The sequence below is a fragment of the Microcystis sp. M061S2 genome (assembly GCF_020245605.1).
Classification (GTDB): Bacteria; Cyanobacteriota; Cyanobacteriia; order Cyanobacteriales; family Microcystaceae; genus Microcystis.
In genome coordinates, this window is record NZ_JADBUP010000119.1 from 1 (window position 1) to 20339 (window position 20339).

Here is a 20339-nt window from a genome sequence, read left to right on the forward strand (position 1 = left end):
AATGCTAGGATACCAAAAAGTCGCATTTTTATAACCAGCTTCCACATCATTAAATTTACTTTCATTTCTCATGAAAGCAAGTAAATTTTGACTCGATGGTTTTTGTAGTAGTTCATTTTTTAGCTTAACAATTTCTTCTTTAATTTTTGATATTTTTTTATTATTTTCCTCTAGTTTCTGTTTTGCCTCTTCCGCTTTTACCCGGTTTATCGAATTGTTGGCAGACTGTCCGGCAATTTTCTCTAATAGGGTAGAATCATATTGACTTCTAATAATTCTACAAGATTGGTTTCATCATCCCGCTCGTGATTCATTCTTAGACCTCAGAGTCAATATTTTTCTGATTTAAATAAATTCTCCAATCAGTGGCGGGTACAAGCCACCACTGATTGTTCCCTCCGACCTACTCCCTTTCAACTTCTGCCTCCTTTTTAGGATTGCTATCCTTTAACTCTATTGATCGAGAGAAAACGGGCTTGCGAGTTTTCAAGTTAAAGCGGAATCCTTGAGGTAAGATGTGCAACCTGACTCCACACACTGCCATCGCTTCATCTTTGAGCAGTTCGTCTAAATTATCATAAGTTGCTTCTGATTCATCGACAACTGTTACAGCCCCACGCCCCACCACTTTAAATTCGTCACCGTCCACAACTACTGCTGTATCTTCGTCAATGCCAAAGCCTAAGTTAGCTGGCTGCTGTAAGAGAGCGGAAATCAGGCGACCTAGCCGTCCGCGCTGGGCAAAATGCTGATCGATCACAACTGAGTGCAGAAATCCCATTCCCGGACCCATCTCTATCGCGTCCATGCGTGGGTTGGTTTCCGAGTCTCCTTCAATAATCATCAGATCGGGCATGATGGCAGCACCGGCACTTGTCCCACCTACCACCATTCCCTCCCGATTGCGTTGGTGAAGTAAGGTATCTAGCTGAGTTCCCTTGATGTGTTCAATGATTAGGGCTTGATCTCCCCCGGTAAAAAACGCTCCTGTGGCCTCCTCAATGATTTTCAGGTTTTCTGGATCGTCCGCATCTTCCCTGTGAATGGTATTGAGGACACATACATCCTCGACACCGAGTCGCTCAAACACTCGGGTATAGGCTTCTCCAGCCGAACGAGGCTCACTTGTTGCCGCCGTTAACACGGCAATTTTAGCTTTAGTCCCGCCAGCACAGCGAACAAACTCTCGCAAGATTTGACAATCTCCATCTTTGTCTTCTGCTCCACCAATGATGATTAATTGCCCTCGCTCTTTTGTGGATTCCATACAAAAACTCCTTGAATAACTAAACAGCACAACAACATAAAATTAAATTATAATCGTTCACACCTCCCCTACCCAATACCGTTCGGTTGAGCAAACCAGCCCCCACCCCCCTCAGTCCCCACTCCTCTCTTATCTCCCCTTTCAGGGGAGACGATAGAATTACCCCTTAAGGGGGATTTAGGGGGTGGGATTGACATCCTCACCGCCCTAAAAGGGACGGTGATTCCTAGACCTCACGATCTAGGTTTCTGCTTCTTAGCAGTTGCCTTCACAGACTCACTCTGTTCGGGTCTGACACTCGCGACCCAGACTGATACCGCAAGCCCTGCGGCCAAAATGTTTTTACTGGCGTTAACATCCCTTTCATGGCAAGTTCCACATTCAGGACACTCCCATTCTCGGACACTTAACGGCATTTTCTCAACGATATGCCCACAATTATTGCACCGTTTTGAACTAGGAAACCATCTATAGCGTTTCTCGCATCTGTGCGGCACAGTTAAACCTTTACTGATTAAGCTGTTCAGGCTCGGGAATGTACCTCGTGTGAATCAGAAATGCTATATCTATTTCCCGATAGTTTCTCCCATACCAACGGCATTTATAGGCTCATTGTCGAGTGATTTCTCCCCAACTAACATCTGATATAGCTTGAGCTAGTTTCGGGTTTTTTACAGGGTGAGAGCATCTCAAACGCTATTGACAATTGGCCAATTTTGTCATCCGCTTGGGCATTTCAAGTGATACCACTCAATCAGAATAGTTACGAAATCGACCAAATGGGTCGATTTTTGCTTAACAATTGAGATGGCAAATTCTCCTCAAATATGCCTGAATCGTGGGCAAGCAACTCACATAAAGTTCATTTTGTCAAGGATTGTTAAGATGCGCTTACCTTGGGGTTTTTTACCAGGTCTTTTACCGCTAAATTCTCAACTACAATCGTTTGGTTTTCACGAACTAATTGAGTGGTTAGCTTATGTAAATGGTCTTTTCTGCCATCGGTGATTCGAGCCTGAATCTTAGCTACTTTGATTCTTGCTTTTTCCCGATTTTTTGACCCTTTCTGTGTTCGAGAATCAACAATTACCGTCGCCTCATGAACAAGTTGTAGACAACGCCAATCAGCACCAAAACCAAAAGCAGGTGGATTAAGCCGCCGCCAATGTTAATGGAGAATCCTAACACCCAGAGGATGAAAAGTATAACAACGGCAGTCCAAACGAGATCGAACATATTTCCCTCCTTGATTTAGAGAAAAGTGATGAAAATTCAGTCATCGATCCTTAATTGAGTATATCTTGAACCGTATCTTTTACGTCTTCTACTGCATTGCGAACTTGGCTTTCGACTTGTTTAGCTTTTCCAGCAACTTGATCTTGGCGGTTGCCAGTAGCTTTACCTATCGCTTCTTGAGCTTTGCCTTCAATGTTCTTTGTGACTGCTTTTGCCCGCCCTTTTAACTTCATCTGGTCTTTTATATCTTCTGCTGCGTTACGAGCCTGACTTTCGACTTGCTTGGCTTTTCCCATCATCTGATCTTTGGGATCGCCTGTCATGTTGCCAATCGCTTCTTGAGCTTTGCCTTCAATATTTTTCGTAACTGCCTTGGCTCGATTCATGCTTGCGATTTGAGTCTGCGATTGGGTGGGTAAAGTTGCAGCCCAACTATTTGTAGTTCCAAAATCAAAAGCTATAGTAATTGCCAGCATTATAGTTAAAATAATGGTGACAAAAAAGCGACGAATCTGTTGAAGTGACATCATTTTAACTCCCCAAAAGAATTTGATGAATCGATGATACATGGATGATGAACAACTACTGTCTAGATCCTTTCGAGAAAGATTTTTCTAGTCTTTGACGGCGTAAGTTTACCGAGGGAGAGATCTTCGACTTCTTTGAGAAGCTAGATATCTGGTAATATTGGGTTTATTTACGCCGCCTTGTCCTAGTGTTTCACCTGTCTCGAAAGAAACCATTTTTTGAGCAAGAGTTCCGATGAAAGCCTGGTTTCAATCATTTGTCTGAATGGCGGTTGCCGTGACAAATGACCTACTAATCAATAATTTTTTTGACTTCATCTTTCACATCTTCGATAGTGTGACGAACTTTTGCCTCTGCCTGTTTTTCCTTGCCCTCTGCTTGAGCTTTGGGATCGCCAGTCAGATCTCCTACTGCTTCTTGAACTTTACCTTCGATATTTTTGGCGGTTGCCTCGGTTCTATCTTTTAAGCTCATGATGCTCTCCTTATTGAATTTGTTGGATTTGAGAACTGCTTACCTAAGTTGAGCTAACAATTCTGCTTCTGGTGTTACTGTAACAGGTGGTTGTTTGATTTACTGTATGAATTGATTGAGTCTGTATGAATTGCTTGAATACGACACAAAATGTAACGATACCGTTTCTGCAAGCATAGAAATTACGCATTGACAAAAAGGCTTAAATGTGGGTGGTCTAATTTTGTTAGTCTTAGATACAATTTCTCTCTCGACTCTTGACAAAACCCTCTCCGATTTTATTTCCTGACACAAGGGCATCTCTTATAACAGAACAACTGATGAGAAACATTACGAAGCCAACAACTGCTCAATGTAATCTGGCTATTTACACCCTATTTTTGCTCGGCGAACCTAAATATATAAGCTGTGTTCGTTTGGCTCAAATTCTGGGCAATTTATCTCATGACAGTGTCAATCTTTTATTGTGGCGAGAGAACTATACACCCAAGGATTTGTTGGATGAAGTGGCTCCTCAAATCGAACTTGAAGGAGGAACAATCAGTACAGACGATATGGTAATTGACAAGCCTTATAGTCACCCAGCTAAAGCTGAGTTAATCGATTACTTTTACTGGTGGTAAACACAAAAAAGTAGTCAAAGGTATTAACGTAGTTACCTGATATTATACCGATTGTAAAGGAAGGTCAGTTCCCGTTAATTATCGAATCGTTAATAAACAGGAGGGTCAGACAAAACATGAATATTTCTTAGAAATGTTGGACGAAGTAAAAGCTTGGGGATTGAAACCAGAGACAGTCACAGGAGATAGTTGGTATGCTGCCAAAGAAACCATGAATACCCTTAAAGACAAGGGCTTTCCTGGTTTGTTTGCTCCTCATGTGAATCGGTTAGTCTCGGTTGAACTAGGAACTAAATAGGGTTAGCGGCAAAAAGTTTGTTGGTGGGGTTAGGAGTCGGTCGCCGGTCGTCAGTAGCCGGTCGTTTCAGGCTTTGTTGCCCTCTTTTTTTGTACCAGTTTATGTACTAAAAAAAAGGATAATGCAAGGTTTTTGAAGGTCCCAATCCGATTTTCGCAGCATGAACATCGGATTTTAACAGGTCAAAAGCCTTATTTTAAAAGGGTTTTACCATTATTCAGCAAACCCCAGTTAGAATTTCTCCGATTTAAAGCGCAAATTGTTAATTGGTATTCCTGACAAAGGGAGTTATTTACTGAGGTCATCCGCTCTTTTATTGTCAATAATTTAGCATCCAACTTCCTTGACCTCAATAACTTGGAAGCCATAGTCTGAAGTTCAAAGGCATACTACGGAAATTCTGTCAATGCGTAAGTCCTAAAGCAATGATTAGACAAGGGGCTTAAGCCCCTTGTCTTCAAGGTTAGTTACAGTTGCTATCTTCTGTTTACTTCTTTTTAGCTGGAGCTGCTGGCGCAACTTGGGAGCATCTCATTTATGCAAGTGAGTAATTATGCTTGTCGCTAAAACTTGCTTCTGGTAAGGCTTTCAAAATAGCTTGACATAAAACTTAATTTAGGAGTTACAAAGGTGAGATGCTCCCCGCAACTTTTGCGGCGTTGTCAGATTAGAATATGAAAGATGCAATGCAATCCTTGCTACCCTTCGACTTAGCTCAGGGCAAGTCAAAGTAATTTCAGTTCCAAGCTGATTCGGAGCATCTTTCAATTTGACAACGCCACTTTTGCTTTAACTTTGACACTATTGACACCCTTGATTTGTTTTACCAAGGGGTCAATTTTGTCGAGTTGCTCTTGAGTTTCTACGGTTCCAGAGACGACTACCGCTCCATCTTTAGCAGAAACTGTAAGTTGCCCTTTCGGGATGTTGGCTTCTAGCTTAGAGCGAACTTCACTGGAAAGGTCACTGTTGGCGCGATCCGCATCTCCTCCAGTTAGATTGTTGCGTTGCTCACGAGCGCGAATATCAGAATTGAGTTGATTTCGGCGCACTTGACTAGACGCATCGCTTTGGTTCTTTTGGACTGTTTTAGTATCAGGAACTTGCCCCGTTTCCTCTGTGGAAGAAGGGGCGTTGGTGCTAGTTTTAGCGTTGTTCCCACAAGCCACAGTTCCAATCAGTAGAAGGCTGCTGAGGATTAAAGTTGTGATCTTTTTCATGATGCAAATCCTTTAATAATTTCCGATTTTACAAACGAGAAGCAGGAGGATCGACATAGCCTTCAATTGCTAGGGCATTGTAAATTTCCCACTCGCGAATCCCTCGGCGCTTTAGAATTGTTTCAGCCTGAAGGATGTCAGCATCTGTACCGTCCACGATCAACAGGTAGTCTCCACGAACCACATAATCGTGATAGACTCGTGCCCGATCTTCTGGAATTCCTAGACCAATTAGACCACCTACCAAACCTCCGGTAGCCGTCCCGATTGCACCGCCAGCTAACGTGGTAGCGATCGCAGTTGCAGCCGCCCCTGCCAACATGACGGGGCCCACTCCAGGAATTGCCAATATGCCCAACCCAACCAGCAAGCCTGTCAGTCCTCCGATGGCTCCGCCTGCCGCTGCCCCAGTCTTTGCTCCTTCGTCAATATGAGTTGTTTTTGTTTCGGTAAGCTCTTGAACTCGTGTCTCACCAATCCGGTTGCTCTGCTCCAGTCGTTCAGGCTCTTTGGCAATGATTGATACCTCATTCATGGCAAATCCGTCATCTCGTAATCCATTCAGTGCCTTCTCTGCCTCTTGATGGCTAGAGAAGATTCCCACGGCTCGTTTACGGTTAGTTAAAGTCATTTTTCCCTCCAACGCTATGCGGTAAAAGCTTTGTAAATCCTATAGTATGGCGAACTATAGCGATTGAATTTCCTGATTCGAGTTGATAATTCTGCTCTTGGCATTACTGTAACAGGCGGTTGTTTGATTTACTGTATGAATTGATTGAGTCTGTATGAATTGCTTGAATACGACACAAAATGTAACGGGCGATGCACTAGAACTACCTTTTTTTATTAATAAATAGCGCCGCCCTTAACAGACGGTAAGGCCACTCTTTTTGTCTCTGCTGCTCTTATTGCACTGCTAGAACAGAAATATGTCCGACCTCTTTTGTATCGCTACGAGGCCGGATGACGATCTCGACGTCTTGATTCAATGCCGTGAGAAATTCCATCAATCGTTCAACTGAAAATTGATCGAGCCGATAGTTTTTTAGTGCTGAAACCTTGGGCTGCGGGATATTAAGCAGTATGGCAATCTCCCTCTGTTTCAGCTTGCGACTTTTCAGAAGTTCGTTAACGGCCAGGGCTAGGCGTGTTTTCGTTTGCCGTTCGGTTGCGTCTGGATAACCAAGGTCAGCGAAAACGTTTGTGGTGCCACGAGTAATTTCCAAATTGCTCATTTTGTCCCTCTACTTTCATAATCCACTTGTGCGCGTTTCATCCGTTCAACAATAAGCTTTACATCCTCTTGAGGTGTCTTGATTCCAGACTTCGACTTTTTCTGGAATGCGTGCAGAACGTAAACAACTTCAGCGAAGCGCACAGTATAGACCGCTCGATAAGTGTCGCCTCGATGATCTTCGACGATCTCAAATACTCCTGCCCCTTCACCCTTCCAAGGTTTAGCCTTTGGATGTTTACCCCCCAACTGCGCTAGACCAAGGGCATAGCCCATATCGTCCTGCACCTCGGCAGGGAAAGTCAGGTAGTCCTTTTTCGCAGAGGCCACCCAATACAAGGGTTTTTCCCGCGACATACTTTTAGAAATTCGGATCATTCAACAATATACCAAAACTGGAATAATCAGTCAAGGAATTAACAGAGCGGCGGTATCGCTTGAAGTTGCATTGCGGGGTCAATATCAACATTCGATTCAGGCTGAGGCAATAATAAACCCCTTCATTTTCTTATTGAAGGGGCGTTTGTGGGGTTTTCTGATTGTTAGGAATCTTTTTCTAGTTCTTTTCCAGTGGATTTAGATGGTTTAATTTTGCGCGTGAGAATTGCACCTGCTCCTAAAGTGCCGAAGGCAAGAAGCCCAAGAAGAGAGGAGGGTTCGGGAACTGAACTGGAAACAGGGGCAGTCGGGAGTTGTATATTATCTACAAGTTGAGGACAAACCGCAGATCCACAACCAGGTGTTGTTATGCTTATTGCATCAAATGTAATATCACGAAACCCATAAAATACTGGGATACTCGGGTTTCCAGTCGCAACATTGAATGACTCAACCAAGTTTCCACCCAAGAAAGCCTGGAAAGTAGTAGTTGCATCTTCACTTGCAAATACAAACGCTGCCTCTGTTTGCGGGCTTGTGAAGTTGATACCTATGGGAAACCTCTGCGCTCCCAAGCCGCCCGGTACAAAGTTGCCGATACGGCCTCCGCCATTAGCCGCATCAAAGTAAAGCCCATAGGGTGAGAATGTACTCCCAAATCGGCGTATTCTGTGGTGACAGGTGTTAAGAAAGGAAAAATGTGCTCATCAAATGTAATCGTTGAATGCGGGCCACTCAACCCGAAAGTATTTTGGATAAAAGCGGCGTGAGCGGCCGGGACACCTGACAGCAGTATGATGAAGCTCACGATTGCCGTACTGACGTGATGGTTCGTTTCTCTTATATTCATGAAGTCTCCTTATTGAATTTGTTGGATTTGAGAACTGCTTACCTGAGTCGAGTCAACAATTCTGCTTCTGCTATTACCCTGATAGATGGTTGTTTGATTTGATGCGTGAATTGATTGAGTCTGTATGAATTGCTTGAATACGACACAAAATGTAACGGGCGATGCACGAGTTAAATTCCATCGACTTTACCCGTCAGACGCTCATCAAACTTCTGCTCATAATCGGGGTCTTGAGTTCCGAGGAGTTTGTCCCAGAACGTGAAATATAGACCGTAATGTACGGTGTACTTGCGATGATGAATGGAATGATGGGCAGGACCAATAAACCACCGACCCAACCAATGATGGGGAAATGAGGAGGGCAAGCGATCGATCCCAAGATGATTTAACACTGCCCAGATCGTCATCGTGGTGAGTGCCGCAATTAACGTGATGAAATGCAGGGGAAGGACAAAGACAATGCCGACCAGGAAGAGAGACTGAACGATCGCCTCTAGTGGGTCAAAGGCAAACGAAGTCCACGGGGTAGGATAGCGCGAGCGATGATGTCCCTGGTGTAACCACCGAAAGAGTGACGGGTGGTGAAACAAGCGATGGGTGAAATAGAAATAGGCATCCTGGAGAACCAACACAGCGCCATAACTAACCCCTAAATAACACAGCCCATACTGTTGAGGGTGGCTGTATAAGCGGGTAATACCCCAACTGTATCCTGTCATGATGAAAGCCGCCGCCAGCGCAAACACCCCCGCCGAAAGAACCGAGAGCGTGATATCTTGTTGAATCGATCGCCAAGAGGGAGACCAATGCCGCAGGTTGTGATTGACAAAGGACTGACTCAAGGGCGAATAGAAGAACAAATAGGTTCCCCCAGCCACGAGAAAGTATCGCGCCAGGATGATCCCAAAGAAAGCGAACCCGTAAAATCCAAATGAGTGGTCTATCAATTTAATCTCCTTGCCATTCCCGATCTTCCAAGTCCTTTTGAGGTAACAGCAACGTGGCTTCAATTTCTTGCCGGATTGCGGCTGTTATTTCGCAGTTACTATTCAAACAATCGATCAGGAGTTGATTGGCCTCATAGTAGCGTTGGAGCAGCTGCTGTTGCTCAGTCGTAAACTGCCAGGGATGATGAATATTGCGATAATTGGCGATCGCACCCCGCAACTGTTCCACCCAGGCAGAATAGTTTTTCTGCCACCAGTGCTGAAGCCGTTCCAGGTTTTGACTCCGAGGTGGCAGTTGGTCTCTCAATTGTTGCAAAGACTTATAAAATCCAGCATCCAGAACCATCACCAGAATGTTGTTGAGTGCCTCGCTACAAGCATTGACATAGGCAAAATCCTGACTGTGGTCGATGGCAAACTCTACCAGCAAGTTCTCCAACGCCGCGTCTAACAACATCCCCTGATCGAGCGTGCTGGCTAAGGCAAAGCGATCTGCCGTATGCGGGCTTTGGGCAAGGGCAAGGTAAAATGCGCGTGCGGTCGCCACTTTGGTTTCGTCTGGAAGCTGCTGGGATTTTTGGCTGGCCCAACTCAAAAACTCTTGCAGATAGGAGTCTTGCGCGACTAAGGCATCAATTTGTTGCTTCATCAACTGCACCAGCGCATCTGCACTTCGCAACATGGCAGCCGTTAACAAGAAGACTTCGCGCCAGTGGGAATCGGTGATGTGACTCACCAACCCTCCCAGTGCTTGTTCTAATGCCTGCAAATTATGGCTGGCAACTATTTTTCGAGCCGTGAAGTATTCTTGAAATGCCAGATAAGAAAATGAAAAAATGCCTCGCGCCCTTTCCGTGAGGATTCCATGCTGTGCCTCGATCGCTTTCAGCATGGCTTCGCTTTCGAGTTGGAGTTCCTCTGCTTCCAGGGTTGCACCTGGCAAATTCCGCAAATAGTCGCCAATGTATTGCTCAATCGTGCGTTGCTCAAAAAAATACTGCCCCTGTTCAAAAGTCACTGCTGCAAGCTGGCTCAACAGCCTCAATTTTTGGGGCAATAAAAACCCCCGGTAAACCTGATCGCGTTCGACTCCTCTCGCTTCATCCCATTTACCCAGCAGCAAATCCAGCCCTTGTTTATAAAACTCAGCCCGCTTGCTCGGAAATTTCCCTTGACCCTGAAACACCCAGCAGGCGAGATGCAGAAACAGAGGTGTCACCACCAGTTGCCGAAATTGCCAGTTTTCCGGCAAGTCCAACTTCTGCATAAACTGAGCCGACTGCTCCTGCCCCGCTTGAGCAGTCGTTTTGCTCAGTGCCACAAACCACTTTTGCGCGAAGGTGCTGATTTGTGCCTGGGTAAAGGGGGCAATTTCTACATCAGTGAAACCTCGAATCTGGAGTTTTTGGGCAGCGGTGCGACAGGTTACTACAAATCGATTGCGATGATACTTTTCTGAGAATTGGCGAATTTCTCTCAGAACTGCTGTAATGTCCTGGTTGAGAACTTCATCCATGCCATCGAGCAACAGCAGGACTCTGCCCGCTTGCAGTAAGGTTTCCAGCACAGATGGGTTGGAAATTCCCGAGGTGAGCAATGCCTGACGGATGTAGTTGAACAGGCTAAATTCACCACTGGGACTGGACTCCTCGGCAAATTCTCTCAATAAGATAAAAATCGGCACTTGATTCGCCGCAAACTCGCCTTGGTTGCACTGAATCGCCAGATGTTGCAAAAAGGTAGTTTTGCCAACCCCCGGCCTGCCCAAAACTCTAAGCTTTGAGTAAGTTTCAACAGCCTGCATTCCGGGTATTTGCTTCTGCTCAACCTCTCCCAAACCGACGCGATCGAATTCAGCGGGACCCAAGTTTTGCCAATCGGCAATCTCCACCCACTGTTGACTGGCAATTTCCGCCAAAATATTGACATCCACATAGATGTCATCAATGTTGACCGGATGGCTGATGTCTAGTAACTGCAAGATGCCGCACTGGTTTTGGATGGTGTCCAGGCGTCGCGCTCGCACCTCTTGCACCAGAGCATCAATATTAGTTTTCGCCAGTTCTCCGGGTTCAGGAAATTCTGCGGGCGGAGCGAGGGCAATCTCCCGCCAATCCAAATCCAGAATCGAACAAATTTCCAGGAAAACCTGGCGATCAACGGGTTTTCCTGTGAAAAACCGCCAAATTGGCTGGCGGGTCTTTAAGTTCACTTCCCCTGCTAGATTTTCCTGAGTCCACCCCTTGAGCGCAAAGGCTCGTTTAGCCTGTTTAATTCCCGAAGGGGAAGCCTGGAGCGATCTCTTGACCATACAATCCAATCCTCCTTATCGAGTCAGAATGAGTTCTGGTTGGGACGACCAGAAACTTCTAAGGGATCGTAGCCTAGTTGTTGAGTAATCCGTTCTCTGGCTAAGGCCCGGTACTCCCAAAAATGTTCTCCCGCCGCGCACAGACCTAAATAGAGATTGAGAACTTGGGGCTTTTTTTGCCAAATCGTCCATAATTGCCGCCAAAACTGTCCCCGAATGTTCCCTCGGCGGATACCCTGATGCCAGATTAACTGGGTAATCAGCCGTAACCCCTTCCCCACGGGAAATTGCATGGTTTGCTTGTGTTTTGACTGCAAACCCAGACTGAGACATTGTTGGAAACAGCGTCGGAGATAGTGGCTGGGTTCGTACAGCGTCCAGAAGCCTTCGACATACTCTCTGGCAATTTCGGCAATCGGGCGGGTGGGGATAAAATTCATCAAGCTATTCTGATCTCCCGTCGGATGGATGCTGTCACCCTCAACTAAACGCTGTTCTTGCTGGAGACGATTCCAGAGCGCCGTGTTGGGCGGAGCCTGGAGGATGCCTAACATGGGCTGAGGAATACTGGTTTCTTCCACAAAGGCTTGAATCCTTGCCCCCGCACCAGAGCGCTCTCCATCAAACCCCAAGATAAATCCAGCATAGATTAGCAAACCGGCTGCATTAATCTTACGACAGGCTTCCACCAGTGGATTGCGAGTATTTTGCAGTTTGCGCGTCACTTGCAGACTATCTTGGTCAGGAGTTTCAATCCCCAGAAAGACAGAATAAAACCCCGCCTCAGCCATCAGGCTTAACAATTCATCATCCTCTGCCAAATTGACCGAGGCTTCAGTAATAAAGGTGAAGGGATAGTCGTGCTGCTTCATCCAGGGAATCAAGTCTCTGAGAAAGCGTTTGACGTTGCGCTGATTGCCAATAAAGTTGTCATCGACGATGAACAACGAACCGCGCCAGCCTAGGTCGTAGAGAGTCTGCAACTCTGCTAAAGTCTGACTCGGCTCTTTAGTACGAGATTTGCGCCCGTAGAGGGAAATAATGTCGCAAAATTCGCAGTTAAAAGGACAGCCGCGAGAGAATTGCACTGCCATCATTAAGTAATCGTCTCGCTGAAGCAGGTCGAATCGGGGGATGGGGCTGAGGGTCATGTCTGGTTTGTCCCCAGAGCGGAAAATTCCCTGGCTTTGACCTTGAGCGATCGCCTCTAAAAACAGGGGAACGGTTAACTCTCCCTCATCCAAAATGAGATAGTTCGCTCCAGAATCCAGGGCATCCTGGGGGACAGAGGTGGGGTAGGGACCGCCAACGGCGACTTTTTTGCCTAACTGCACGGCTTTTTGAATCAGAGCTTGAAAATCTGGCTTCTGGACCAACATGGCAGAGAGGATAACCAACTCACACCACTCCCAATCGGCTTCTGTTTCAGGATTGACGTTGCGATCATAAAATCGAATCTCCCAGTTTTGGGGGAGGAGGGCGGCGACAGTAATGATGCCGAGGGGTGGAATGGTGGCTTTCAGTCCCGCGATTTCCATAAAGCGATCGTAAGACCAGAAAGACTGGGGAAACTCAGGGTAGAGTAACAGGGCTTTCATCGAAAAACTGGGTCTGAAACCCCGCCCTTTAGCGATAGCGGAGGGCGGCTTTACATAAGTTAGTGAGAAACAATTAAACCGTTAGAACGACGAATTAACTGAATCTTACTAACAGTTATCTGTCCCAATTGTTGACCATTGGCATCGCTTACAGATAGCTGTTTTTCGGTATCTCCACTAACATAACCAATTCCTTTGGGAGAAGAAATTAAATCTCCTTTACGGAACCCATGTCTTGTGGTAGAGCCACCATATTTACGTCGTTTACCACCTTACAACTATGTCTGCTTCTTCATTGGAGGGGAATATACCGATGATCGAGTGAATATTTGTCATGAATTTCCTGTTTTTAGTACATAATTAGATTATATCCAACATTCCGCAGGTCAGATTCCACTTCATAAATATCCCTCTTTGGGAGTATCTCATTTATGCAAGTGAGTAATTATACTTGTCCCTAAAACTGGTTTCTAGCAAGGCTTTCAAAATAGCTTGACATAAAACCTGATTTAGGGGTTACAAAGGTGAGATGCTCCCTCCCTCTTAGCAATGCCATCGTTAGCATGACTTTCTGGTGATTGTTTTGCTTTATTTTTGGATTTTTCTAGTCGCAAATATTTTCTGAGATTAGAGGTTTCCCAACCAAAGCGAGTATGGACTTTTGCCAATTGAGATAGTTGCTCAATCGCCCATTTCTGTCCGACCATAACTGGCGAGAAACCTTTTCCAGACTTAGCTCCTTTTCTACTGGAAGTTAGATCAATATCGGTTTTGACATACTCAAAGTAAATGTCAGTAATTGGATAGATTTTGGTTAGTTCAGAAACGTCTCGACTTCGCTCGACGTTGACGATTAGCTCTGATTGAGGGGGATAATTTTCCTTGTCTTCTATTTGAAAATCGTTTTTGTCGATGCGCTCTTAGATTAAAGGGAAGTTGGCGGTTAATCCGTCTTTTTCTACGTCCTCTTCGCATTAAGCAGCGATTGTCTAGGCACTCTCTTACTCGCTTAAAAGGAAGTTCTAAGTGAGCCTTCCAAAGCGTAAAAAGAGAGGATTGAACGCCAATTCCAGAGAATAATTTACCTGGGTCAATACCAATGGCAATCGGTTGGGTTTTGTTATCGGAAGGTTCATCGGTTAGCTGGACATAGAAAATATCTAAGTCGTTGAATTTACCGATAGCTTTTCCTTCCTTAATCCACCGTCTAGCCCGACTGGGTTTGGTGGGCATCAACGGTTTTCCGTCTTTTGAAATAACAGGAACTCTTGCTATGGAGATAATCCTTAAGAGTAAAGTTAAGATCCCTTCCCGCAACACAATCAAGATGTCTTGTCTAATACCATTTCTCTAAATGAAAACTACACATCGAATTTAAGTCACCCTTTTTAAGGGGGATTTAGGGGGATTAAACTTCTGTAGTCAGACTTTGGAGAATTGGTATAACAACGCTTTACCAATAGAGCTGAGAGGGAATCCGAACTAGGGAAGTATTCGGAGGTCTGGGCCAGATTGTGTCTCGATGCGGTAGTCTCTACTTGCGTCGCCTAAATTGGTCTAGGCAAGCCCCGTCCCTTTTAGGGCGGGGTTAGTGACGAATCAAATTATCTCAAACCCAGTCAACGCTTCGACATTTTGTCGGAAAGCGATTAAGGCATGATTAGCTTGATACTCGACGAGACCAGAGAAGATCGCCTCCGAGACTTCCTGCGAGACAACGGTTTTGATCTCAATATTGGTGTTATAACCGACCATATCTCCCTGGCGGTTGCCGTGGCGACCTGCGCCCTGGGCTTGCGAGAGGGTATAGCCAGTTACGCCTAACTCTTGCAGCAGCTTGATCATGCGGTCTTGCAAGACGGTTTCACCAATGATGACAACCAGTACAGCCGGTTTAATGGGTAGGGATGAGGATGACATGGGCAACTCCTAAAATGGGTTTTTCAAAGACAATACTATTGACATCCTCACCACGCCACTTTTTTTGGATGGTCGCGTCAATGGGGCTTCGGCCGTGAGCTCAGCCGAACGGTTGACGCAGATAGCGAAAAACGCTTAATTGCTTAAGTCTGACACTTTCGACCCGTCCGTTTTCAGTGTCCGAATGCCGGACGGCCACTTTGAACAAGTCGAAAAAATCTCATGTTCAACCTTATTTCCTAGAAAGTTTTACTCGTTCAAGGCCGAATTTGAAATCTTTTCTGAACGAAACCCCCTACTATCTGTGGTCAGGGGTCAGTTTTTAGCTTGGTTATCGCTTTTTCCATTGTAGCTTAAAGCCGTCCTCAAAGGACGGGGTTTTCAACCCAAATTTTCGATAATAGAATACCTGACTGGGGTACGCTCAAGAGATGGCGATCGCCTCTGTTGTCGGTATCAAAATATTCTCGGAAATCGGCTTGGCATCGGGTAAGTAGTCCATAAAAAGCCTCATCTGATTCATTTGTACCGGACCAAAAATAGTGGCAAAAGAAACATCGGCTGCATCTCGTCCTGTGCCAACGCGAATTAGCCCGCTCTGAGGCACAAGGCGGGTAGGATCGAAAAGATACCAGCGATCCCCTAGATAAGCCTCAAACCAGGCATGAAAATCGGGGGGATTTAAACCATAGGCGTAGCCGGAAACAAAGCGTGCTGGAATATTCAAGGCCCGACAAAAAGCAATACCTAAATGGGCAAAATCACGGCAAACGCCTACCCTTTCTATCGCTGTATCGCAAGCAGAAGTTAAAGAATCACTGCTACCAGAGAGATACAAAACATTGTCATAAATCCAGTTACAGATAGCTGTCACCCTGGAATAACCAGGGACTAAATGGCCAAATTCAGCCGCGACAAAGCGCAATAATCGATCTGACTGACAGTAACGACTCGGATAAAGATAGTACAAGATATCGAGGGGTAAATCGGCTGGCTTTACTTCAAAAATCGTACTGGGGTCTGAATAATAAGGAGATAAGCCAACGGTTGCTCGATAGGAAATTTGCAAATTGCCAGGAAGGGCATTGAGTCGAAAGTATCGGTTTCCACTGACAGAAGTGATGTATTCCTCAATCGACCGTTGAGAGTTAGAATGGAGGTCTTCCTGAACAATAATCTGATGGTTGTTGCTGACAATAGCAACATTAAGAATTAGAGTGCTTGCTTGCTCAATGCTGTAGGTTAATTCACAGCCAAGCTCATACTTTAGCATATCGTTTTTCCCTGTCCTTTCAATACGAGCAGATGCTGGAGCCGAAGCCGATTGTAACGCTGCACCCACAAACAAGGCAGGTTGAAGGCTGTTCCCACGGCGAGGTTTACCAGCACACCCCAGCCAGGAGTCCAGAGCATCGTCACTAACCAAAACAGCCAGATGGCGATGTGAACGTATTCCGCGCGACGGGTTTCAGCCAAAAAACGGGACATTACGGCACAGTCCCCACCGCCAACGGATGTTTTGCGAAAACCTCCTGGGAAGAAATCCCCTGCTTCTGGCAACCGATCCTTCCATCGCTTGATCCGCAGTACCCGATTGTACCATTGTCTATCTTCCCCCCAAGGTCGTGGCCGGGTCAGGCAGGTGTCCGTTTCTAGGAATTTCAGGGGAAGTCGATGACCGACAAAACCGATCAAAAGTGACCAGGCTGTCCAACCGACCACACACAGCCCGACGATTACCCCATCCGGTAACTGTAGTATAGACAATCTCATTCATTCACCTTGCCATCGGGTACTTATCCTTCGTCCTTTCCATTCGATTTGACCACGTTCGAGATTCAGAATTGCCAGCAGGAACACTGCAATGAAGAAGGCAACCGGAATGGGGAAGAAAAAGACGATTGCTCCGAATGAACCCACTGGCCATACAATTATGGCTAACTGTATGGCGAAGGCAAGATAAAGCAGTACGTTATATAGTAAGGATGAATTCCCGACAATCGGCCAGCCGAATAGGGATGCGGGCAGACACCAAGCCGCCCAGAACAGCCCTGAAAGCCAGAACACAACCGCCAGCATCCGCAGCCAAGAGACTTCCCCTGCTGCCGTTGCAAAGTTTTTGTCGAAACCAACAACCAGGTCCCGCAGCCCGCCGGGGTACATCCGATAGTCCAGTTGGCCATGACCAATGTAGGCACTTGCTGGCAGTCCCGCACTCTCATAAATATGAGCCATGAACCAGTCTTCTACAACATATCCTGCCACAGCGTCGTGGCCGCCGACCCGCTCATAGTCATCCTTGCTGGTAGCCATAGCTGGTCCAAAAGCCACACCACCTCTTGCTCCCAGTTTGACGGCCATCAAGCCGACGAGATTGAACAGAACCGCTAACAGTTCGTAGGGGCGTTCAGTGCGGTGATAGGGCTGAACTGAGACCAGACCACCTAAGTGTTGAACAGTTGCCACCAGCCTGCGGAGCAGCTCCTCCCCTGGCTCAGTGTCGGCATCGAGAAAGACGAGAATATCGCCAGATGAGGCTGCATATCCGGTTTTGAGTGCCCAGTTTTTCCCTGTCCAACCTGTGGGCAAAGGGCTAGTCTGCACTACTTTCACCCCGGCCTGTTCGGCGATCTGTGGGGTAGCATCGGCGGACTGGTCATCGATGACAATGATTTCGTAGGGCTTGAATGTTTGCTGCTTTAAGGCTGTTAGCAAATTAGGGAGGGTACTCTCTTCATTCCTCGCCGGAATCAAGACCGAGACTTTAGGCGAACCGACGACTGAAAGGTCTGGAAGTCGCGGCAACCGCCACATCAATCCCCAGCCTATTAGCCAGCGCACCACCAGTGTGATGGACATCAGATCCATAATAATTCAACCTTTCCTTCCGTCTAGAACATCACTCACCTACCGATACGAATTCCCTTGAGAAAACTCAGCAATCCGAACACCTTAAGAATCCACAAAATGAGGGCGATGACAACCACAATGTTCAGGATTTGCTTGATCTTGCTGTCCATCGGAATGTAGTTGTTCACGAGCCACAATAGAACCCCAACCACGATGATAACTACCATAAACTGTACCAGATCCATGACTGACCTCCTTTCTCCGATCTAATGAGTTCTAATGAGTTTCGTTAAGCATTTTATTCTCTCTATCATACACATATGCTTGTTAGGTGGCGGTACACCGTTGTGCTTGTTTCCCTCTCATGCGACCGTTCCGAACAGGGCACCCACGGCTGCGGTCAGCCCCATGGCGATCGCACCCCAAAAGGCGACTCGAACGGCCGATTTGATCACGGGGGCTCCACCAGTGCGTGCGGCCAGCACTCCCAGCGCGGTCAGAAAAATCAGAGAGTTTCCAAATACAACGGGTACCAATCTCGATTCTGGTGTTACCAGCACGGTGAGCAGCGGCATGGCTGCACCGACGGCAAACGCACCTGCCGATGCCAGCGCCGCTTGAACTGGTCGAGCGGTCAGGCTCTCGGAGATGCCCAGTTCATCCCGGGCGTGTGCACCTAAGGCATCACGAGTCATCAACTGCTCGGCGACTTGTTTGGCTAACAACGGATCGAGTCCACGAGCCACATAGATTGCCGCCAGTTCCTCTCGCTCGGATGGTTCGTCGATATCAAGTTCTTTCCGTTCCCGCGAGAGATCGGCCTTCTCAGTATCGGCTTGTGAACTGACAGAGACGTACTCACCAGCGGCCATTGACATCGCCCCAGCCACCAAGCCAGCCACCCCAGCTACTAACACCTCGCTTCGAGACGTGTGTGCCGCCGCAACCCCAACGATTAGACTTGCGGTTGAGACAATGCCGTCGTTTGCACCCAAAACTGCAGCCCGTAGCCAGCCGATTCGCCCTGTACGATGTCGTTCTCTGTGGCTTCTGGGCATTCTCTTTCTCTCCCTTATGATTAATTGAGGTGGCGAGTATTCATTTTGCCTCGTCAACCATCTGAATGGTCTTTTCCTCAACCTCTTTGGCAACTTGAGCTAACGCTACATCCTGATATAGTGCTGAAAGCATTTGCACTGGCTTAATCAGGCCGATCTGAGTTTTGCCTTTCTTTCGTAAACATTGAGATACGACACGGTAACGCCATGTTTAGGCGCATATCGGTGGCTAAAACTCCCCGAAAAGCTTGGTTTAATCAGGTCTTACTTTTCTGTGGTTCCGGCAGCAGCCTCTGCATCTAGTCTAGCGGCGATCGCTTCCAAGGTTGCTTTTTCAGCCTCTTCCATCATCGCCATCGCTAACAAGATCGCTGTAGCTGCATAGTCTTCAGCTTTATCTGCCCGATGTTCGAGCTTCTTGACTTCGCGACTCGCTCTCCATTCCTCGATATTCGACTCTACCTCAGATTCTTTTTCCTCAAATTGAGTTTTGAGTCTTGCTCTGTACTCATCAAATTCTTGTTTCTTAGCGTCTAGCTGTGCCTTCGCTTCGTCGAGTTTCGATTGAATCTCAGCTTGAGTTTTTTTCATCGCGGATTGAATGCTTTCCTTAAGGGATTTTGCTCTGTTTTCAACCGCTTCTAAATTGTCGTGGAGTTGTTTGGTGAAGTTGTCAATTCTAGTACTCATGATGCTTCCTCTTGCTGATTTCAGAATAATGTAGGCAAACCTGTGGCAATGAATTTGAGCTAAACATCGCAGCTTGGTTGCGAGTCGGAGTTTTTTGGCTTGCAAGCCAAGCCACAACGATTATTAGCTAATACGTCCCCTCAGAAATAAGTTGTAGACAATGCCAATCAGCACCAAAACCAAAAGCAGGTGAATTAAGCTGCCCCCAACGTGAACTGAGAAGCCTAACAACCAGAGAATGAAAAGTATAACAACGGCAGTCCAAACGAGATCAAACATAATTCCCTCTTTCCTTTAGATAAAAGTAATGAAAATTGATTCGGAGTAAAAGATTTCAATCGATCTTTAATTAAAGATATTTTGAACCGCATCTTTTACATCTTCTACTACATTGCGACCTTGGCTTTCGGCTTGCTTAGCTTTTCCAGCAACTTGATCGTTGCGATTACCAGTAGCCTTACCTATTGTCTCTTGAGCTTTGCCTTCAATGTTTTTTGTTACTGCTTTTGTTCTCCCTTTTAACTTCATCTTGTCTTTGATATCTTCTGCTGTATTACGAGCCTGACTTTCGACCTGCTTGGCTTTTCCCATCATCTGATCTTTGGGATCACCTGTTATGTTGCCGATCGCTTCTTGAGCTTTGCCCTCAATATTCTTAGTCATTGCCTCGACTCGATTCATGGTCGCAATTTGGGGTGGTAAAGTTCCAGCCCAACTATTTGTAGTTCCAAAGTCAAAAGCGATGGTAATTGTCAGCATTATAGTTAAAATCATGGTGACAACAAAGCGACGAATCTGTTGAAATGAAATCATTTTTTTAAACTCCAAAAAAAATTGATTGGTTAATAATCTGCTTA

At 46.2% G+C, this 20339-nt stretch carries 23 protein-coding genes and 4 pseudogenes; 2 read left to right on the plus strand and 25 right to left on the minus strand.

Annotated elements, in window-relative coordinates:
* Positions 1–403 precede the first annotated feature (403 nt).
* From IM475_RS18800 to IM475_RS18825, 6 genes and pseudogenes are all read right to left on the minus strand, one after another.
* A complete protein-coding gene (locus tag IM475_RS18800; RefSeq protein WP_287728734.1) occupies positions 404–1267 on the minus strand; it encodes a cyanophycinase in 864 nt (287 codons plus the stop codon).
* 233 nt (positions 1268–1500) lie between these two features.
* Positions 1501–1960 (minus strand): annotated as a pseudogene (locus tag IM475_RS18805) (RNA-guided endonuclease InsQ/TnpB family protein); the annotation flags it as partial.
* A gap of 196 nt (positions 1961–2156) precedes the next feature.
* Positions 2157–2345, minus strand: a pseudogene (locus IM475_RS18810) (transposase); the annotation flags it as partial.
* A gap of 8 nt (positions 2346–2353) precedes the next feature.
* Positions 2354–2503, minus strand: a complete 150-nt coding sequence (locus tag IM475_RS18815) for a lmo0937 family membrane protein (RefSeq protein ID WP_149978494.1) — start codon at positions 2501–2503, stop codon at positions 2354–2356.
* Positions 2504–2553: 50 nt separating this feature from the next.
* On the minus strand, positions 2554–3030 hold the full coding sequence (locus IM475_RS18820; protein WP_002803199.1) for a CsbD family protein: 477 nt from the start codon (positions 3028–3030) through the stop codon (positions 2554–2556).
* Positions 3031–3322: 292 nt separating this feature from the next.
* Positions 3323–3505, minus strand: a complete 183-nt coding sequence (locus tag IM475_RS18825) for a CsbD family protein (RefSeq protein ID WP_002752242.1) — start codon at positions 3503–3505, stop codon at positions 3323–3325.
* Between the two features lie 320 nt (positions 3506–3825).
* On the opposite strand from IM475_RS18825, the gene IM475_RS18830 reads away from it, so the two are divergent.
* Positions 3826–4128: a hypothetical protein gene (locus IM475_RS18830; RefSeq protein WP_002803201.1), complete on the plus strand. Its 303-nt coding sequence runs from the start codon at positions 3826–3828 to the stop codon at positions 4126–4128.
* 133 nt (positions 4129–4261) lie between these two features.
* Positions 4262–4426 (plus strand): hypothetical protein, encoded by a 165-nt coding sequence (locus tag IM475_RS18835; protein WP_287728736.1) that lies wholly within the window; start codon positions 4262–4264, stop codon positions 4424–4426.
* Positions 4427–5190: 764 nt separating this feature from the next.
* Here the strand turns inward: IM475_RS18835 and IM475_RS18840 are convergent.
* The 19 genes and pseudogenes from IM475_RS18840 to IM475_RS18925 all read right to left on the minus strand — a co-directional run bounded on the left by IM475_RS18840 (position 5191) and on the right by IM475_RS18925 (position 20295).
* Positions 5191–5646, minus strand: coding sequence for a BON domain-containing protein (locus tag IM475_RS18840; protein ID WP_287660556.1), 456 nt, complete (start codon positions 5644–5646; stop codon positions 5191–5193).
* Between the two features lie 28 nt (positions 5647–5674).
* Positions 5675–6277 carry a hypothetical protein gene (locus IM475_RS18845; RefSeq protein ID WP_002803205.1) on the minus strand — a complete coding sequence of 201 codons (603 nt, stop codon included), beginning with the start codon at positions 6275–6277 and terminating at the stop codon, positions 5675–5677.
* 274 nt (positions 6278–6551) lie between these two features.
* Positions 6552–6881, minus strand: coding sequence for a helix-turn-helix domain-containing protein (locus IM475_RS18850; RefSeq protein ID WP_002763223.1), 330 nt, complete (start codon positions 6879–6881; stop codon positions 6552–6554).
* Positions 6878–7258, minus strand: a complete 381-nt coding sequence (locus tag IM475_RS18855) for a type II toxin-antitoxin system RelE/ParE family toxin (RefSeq protein WP_149986773.1) — start codon at positions 7256–7258, stop codon at positions 6878–6880. Before IM475_RS18855 ends, IM475_RS18850 begins: the two co-directional genes overlap by 4 nt.
* Positions 7259–7422: 164 nt before the next feature.
* A complete protein-coding gene (locus IM475_RS23030; protein WP_353737460.1) occupies positions 7423–7833 on the minus strand; it encodes a PEP-CTERM sorting domain-containing protein in 411 nt (136 codons plus the stop codon).
* A gap of 445 nt (positions 7834–8278) precedes the next feature.
* A complete protein-coding gene (locus IM475_RS18865; RefSeq protein ID WP_043998932.1) occupies positions 8279–9055 on the minus strand; it encodes a sterol desaturase family protein in 777 nt (258 codons plus the stop codon).
* 1 nt (position 9056) lies between these two features.
* Complete coding sequence (locus IM475_RS18870) at positions 9057–11366, minus strand: NACHT domain-containing protein (protein WP_287728737.1); 2310 nt, start codon at positions 11364–11366, stop codon at positions 9057–9059.
* Between the two features lie 23 nt (positions 11367–11389).
* Positions 11390–12964, minus strand: a complete 1575-nt coding sequence (locus IM475_RS18875; protein WP_287728738.1) for a B12-binding domain-containing radical SAM protein — start codon at positions 12962–12964, stop codon at positions 11390–11392.
* A 59-nt stretch (positions 12965–13023) separates the two neighbouring features.
* Positions 13024–13236, minus strand: a pseudogene (locus tag IM475_RS18880) (hypothetical protein); the annotation flags it as partial.
* 270 nt (positions 13237–13506) lie between these two features.
* Positions 13507–14239: pseudogene (locus tag IM475_RS18885) on the minus strand (RRXRR domain-containing protein); the annotation flags it as partial.
* 324 nt (positions 14240–14563) lie between these two features.
* Complete coding sequence (locus IM475_RS18890; protein WP_002752253.1) at positions 14564–14884, minus strand: P-II family nitrogen regulator; 321 nt, start codon at positions 14882–14884, stop codon at positions 14564–14566.
* A gap of 424 nt (positions 14885–15308) precedes the next feature.
* Positions 15309–16157: a transglutaminase-like domain-containing protein gene (locus tag IM475_RS18895; protein ID WP_287660561.1), complete on the minus strand. Its 849-nt coding sequence runs from the start codon at positions 16155–16157 to the stop codon at positions 15309–15311.
* On the minus strand, positions 16151–16657 hold the full coding sequence (locus IM475_RS18900; protein ID WP_002799014.1) for a glycosyl-4,4'-diaponeurosporenoate acyltransferase CrtO family protein: 507 nt from the start codon (positions 16655–16657) through the stop codon (positions 16151–16153). The genes IM475_RS18895 and IM475_RS18900 overlap by 7 nt, the downstream gene beginning before the upstream one ends.
* Positions 16658–17752 (minus strand): glycosyltransferase family 2 protein, encoded by a 1095-nt coding sequence (locus IM475_RS18905; protein WP_287660562.1) that lies wholly within the window; start codon positions 17750–17752, stop codon positions 16658–16660.
* Positions 17753–17787: 35 nt separating this feature from the next.
* Complete coding sequence (locus IM475_RS23035) at positions 17788–17979, minus strand: Thivi_2564 family membrane protein (RefSeq protein ID WP_353737461.1); 192 nt, start codon at positions 17977–17979, stop codon at positions 17788–17790.
* A gap of 117 nt (positions 17980–18096) precedes the next feature.
* Complete coding sequence (locus IM475_RS18910) at positions 18097–18792, minus strand: VIT1/CCC1 transporter family protein (RefSeq protein ID WP_287660564.1); 696 nt, start codon at positions 18790–18792, stop codon at positions 18097–18099.
* 264 nt (positions 18793–19056) lie between these two features.
* Positions 19057–19482: a hypothetical protein gene (locus tag IM475_RS18915; protein WP_016515445.1), complete on the minus strand. Its 426-nt coding sequence runs from the start codon at positions 19480–19482 to the stop codon at positions 19057–19059.
* 123 nt (positions 19483–19605) lie between these two features.
* On the minus strand, positions 19606–19761 hold the full coding sequence (locus IM475_RS18920; protein WP_016515444.1) for a lmo0937 family membrane protein: 156 nt from the start codon (positions 19759–19761) through the stop codon (positions 19606–19608).
* A 66-nt stretch (positions 19762–19827) separates the two neighbouring features.
* Complete coding sequence (locus IM475_RS18925; RefSeq protein WP_287728739.1) at positions 19828–20295, minus strand: CsbD family protein; 468 nt, start codon at positions 20293–20295, stop codon at positions 19828–19830.
* Positions 20296–20339 lie beyond the last annotated feature (44 nt).

Coding starts and splice junctions, on each gene's coding strand:
- IM475_RS18800 (WP_287728734.1), bottom strand. CDS start 1,267: ATGGAATCCACAAAAGAGCGAGGGCAATTAATCATCATTGGTGGAGCA.
- IM475_RS18815 (WP_149978494.1), bottom strand. CDS start 2,503: ATGTTCGATCTCGTTTGGACTGCCGTTGTTATACTTTTCATCCTCTGG.
- IM475_RS18820 (WP_002803199.1), bottom strand. CDS start 3,030: ATGTCACTTCAACAGATTCGTCGCTTTTTTGTCACCATTATTTTAACT.
- IM475_RS18825 (WP_002752242.1), bottom strand. CDS start 3,505: ATGAGCTTAAAAGATAGAACCGAGGCAACCGCCAAAAATATCGAAGGT.
- IM475_RS18830 (WP_002803201.1), top strand. CDS start 3,826: ATGAGAAACATTACGAAGCCAACAACTGCTCAATGTAATCTGGCTATT.
- IM475_RS18835 (WP_287728736.1), top strand. CDS start 4,262: ATGTTGGACGAAGTAAAAGCTTGGGGATTGAAACCAGAGACAGTCACA.
- IM475_RS18840 (WP_287660556.1), bottom strand. CDS start 5,646: ATGAAAAAGATCACAACTTTAATCCTCAGCAGCCTTCTACTGATTGGA.
- IM475_RS18845 (WP_002803205.1), bottom strand. CDS start 6,277: ATGACTTTAACTAACCGTAAACGAGCCGTGGGAATCTTCTCTAGCCAT.
- IM475_RS18850 (WP_002763223.1), bottom strand. CDS start 6,881: ATGAGCAATTTGGAAATTACTCGTGGCACCACAAACGTTTTCGCTGAC.
- IM475_RS18855 (WP_149986773.1), bottom strand. CDS start 7,258: ATGATCCGAATTTCTAAAAGTATGTCGCGGGAAAAACCCTTGTATTGG.
- IM475_RS18870 (WP_287728737.1), bottom strand. CDS start 11,366: ATGGTCAAGAGATCGCTCCAGGCTTCCCCTTCGGGAATTAAACAGGCT.
- IM475_RS18875 (WP_287728738.1), bottom strand. CDS start 12,964: ATGAAAGCCCTGTTACTCTACCCTGAGTTTCCCCAGTCTTTCTGGTCT.
- IM475_RS18890 (WP_002752253.1), bottom strand. CDS start 14,884: ATGTCATCCTCATCCCTACCCATTAAACCGGCTGTACTGGTTGTCATC.
- IM475_RS18895 (WP_287660561.1), bottom strand. CDS start 16,157: ATGCTAAAGTATGAGCTTGGCTGTGAATTAACCTACAGCATTGAGCAA.
- IM475_RS18900 (WP_002799014.1), bottom strand. CDS start 16,657: ATGAGATTGTCTATACTACAGTTACCGGATGGGGTAATCGTCGGGCTG.
- IM475_RS18905 (WP_287660562.1), bottom strand. CDS start 17,752: ATGGATCTGATGTCCATCACACTGGTGGTGCGCTGGCTAATAGGCTGG.
- IM475_RS23035 (WP_353737461.1), bottom strand. CDS start 17,979: ATGGATCTGGTACAGTTTATGGTAGTTATCATCGTGGTTGGGGTTCTA.
- IM475_RS18910 (WP_287660564.1), bottom strand. CDS start 18,792: ATGCCCAGAAGCCACAGAGAACGACATCGTACAGGGCGAATCGGCTGG.
- IM475_RS18915 (WP_016515445.1), bottom strand. CDS start 19,482: ATGAGTACTAGAATTGACAACTTCACCAAACAACTCCACGACAATTTA.
- IM475_RS18920 (WP_016515444.1), bottom strand. CDS start 19,761: ATGTTTGATCTCGTTTGGACTGCCGTTGTTATACTTTTCATTCTCTGG.
- IM475_RS18925 (WP_287728739.1), bottom strand. CDS start 20,295: ATGATTTCATTTCAACAGATTCGTCGCTTTGTTGTCACCATGATTTTA.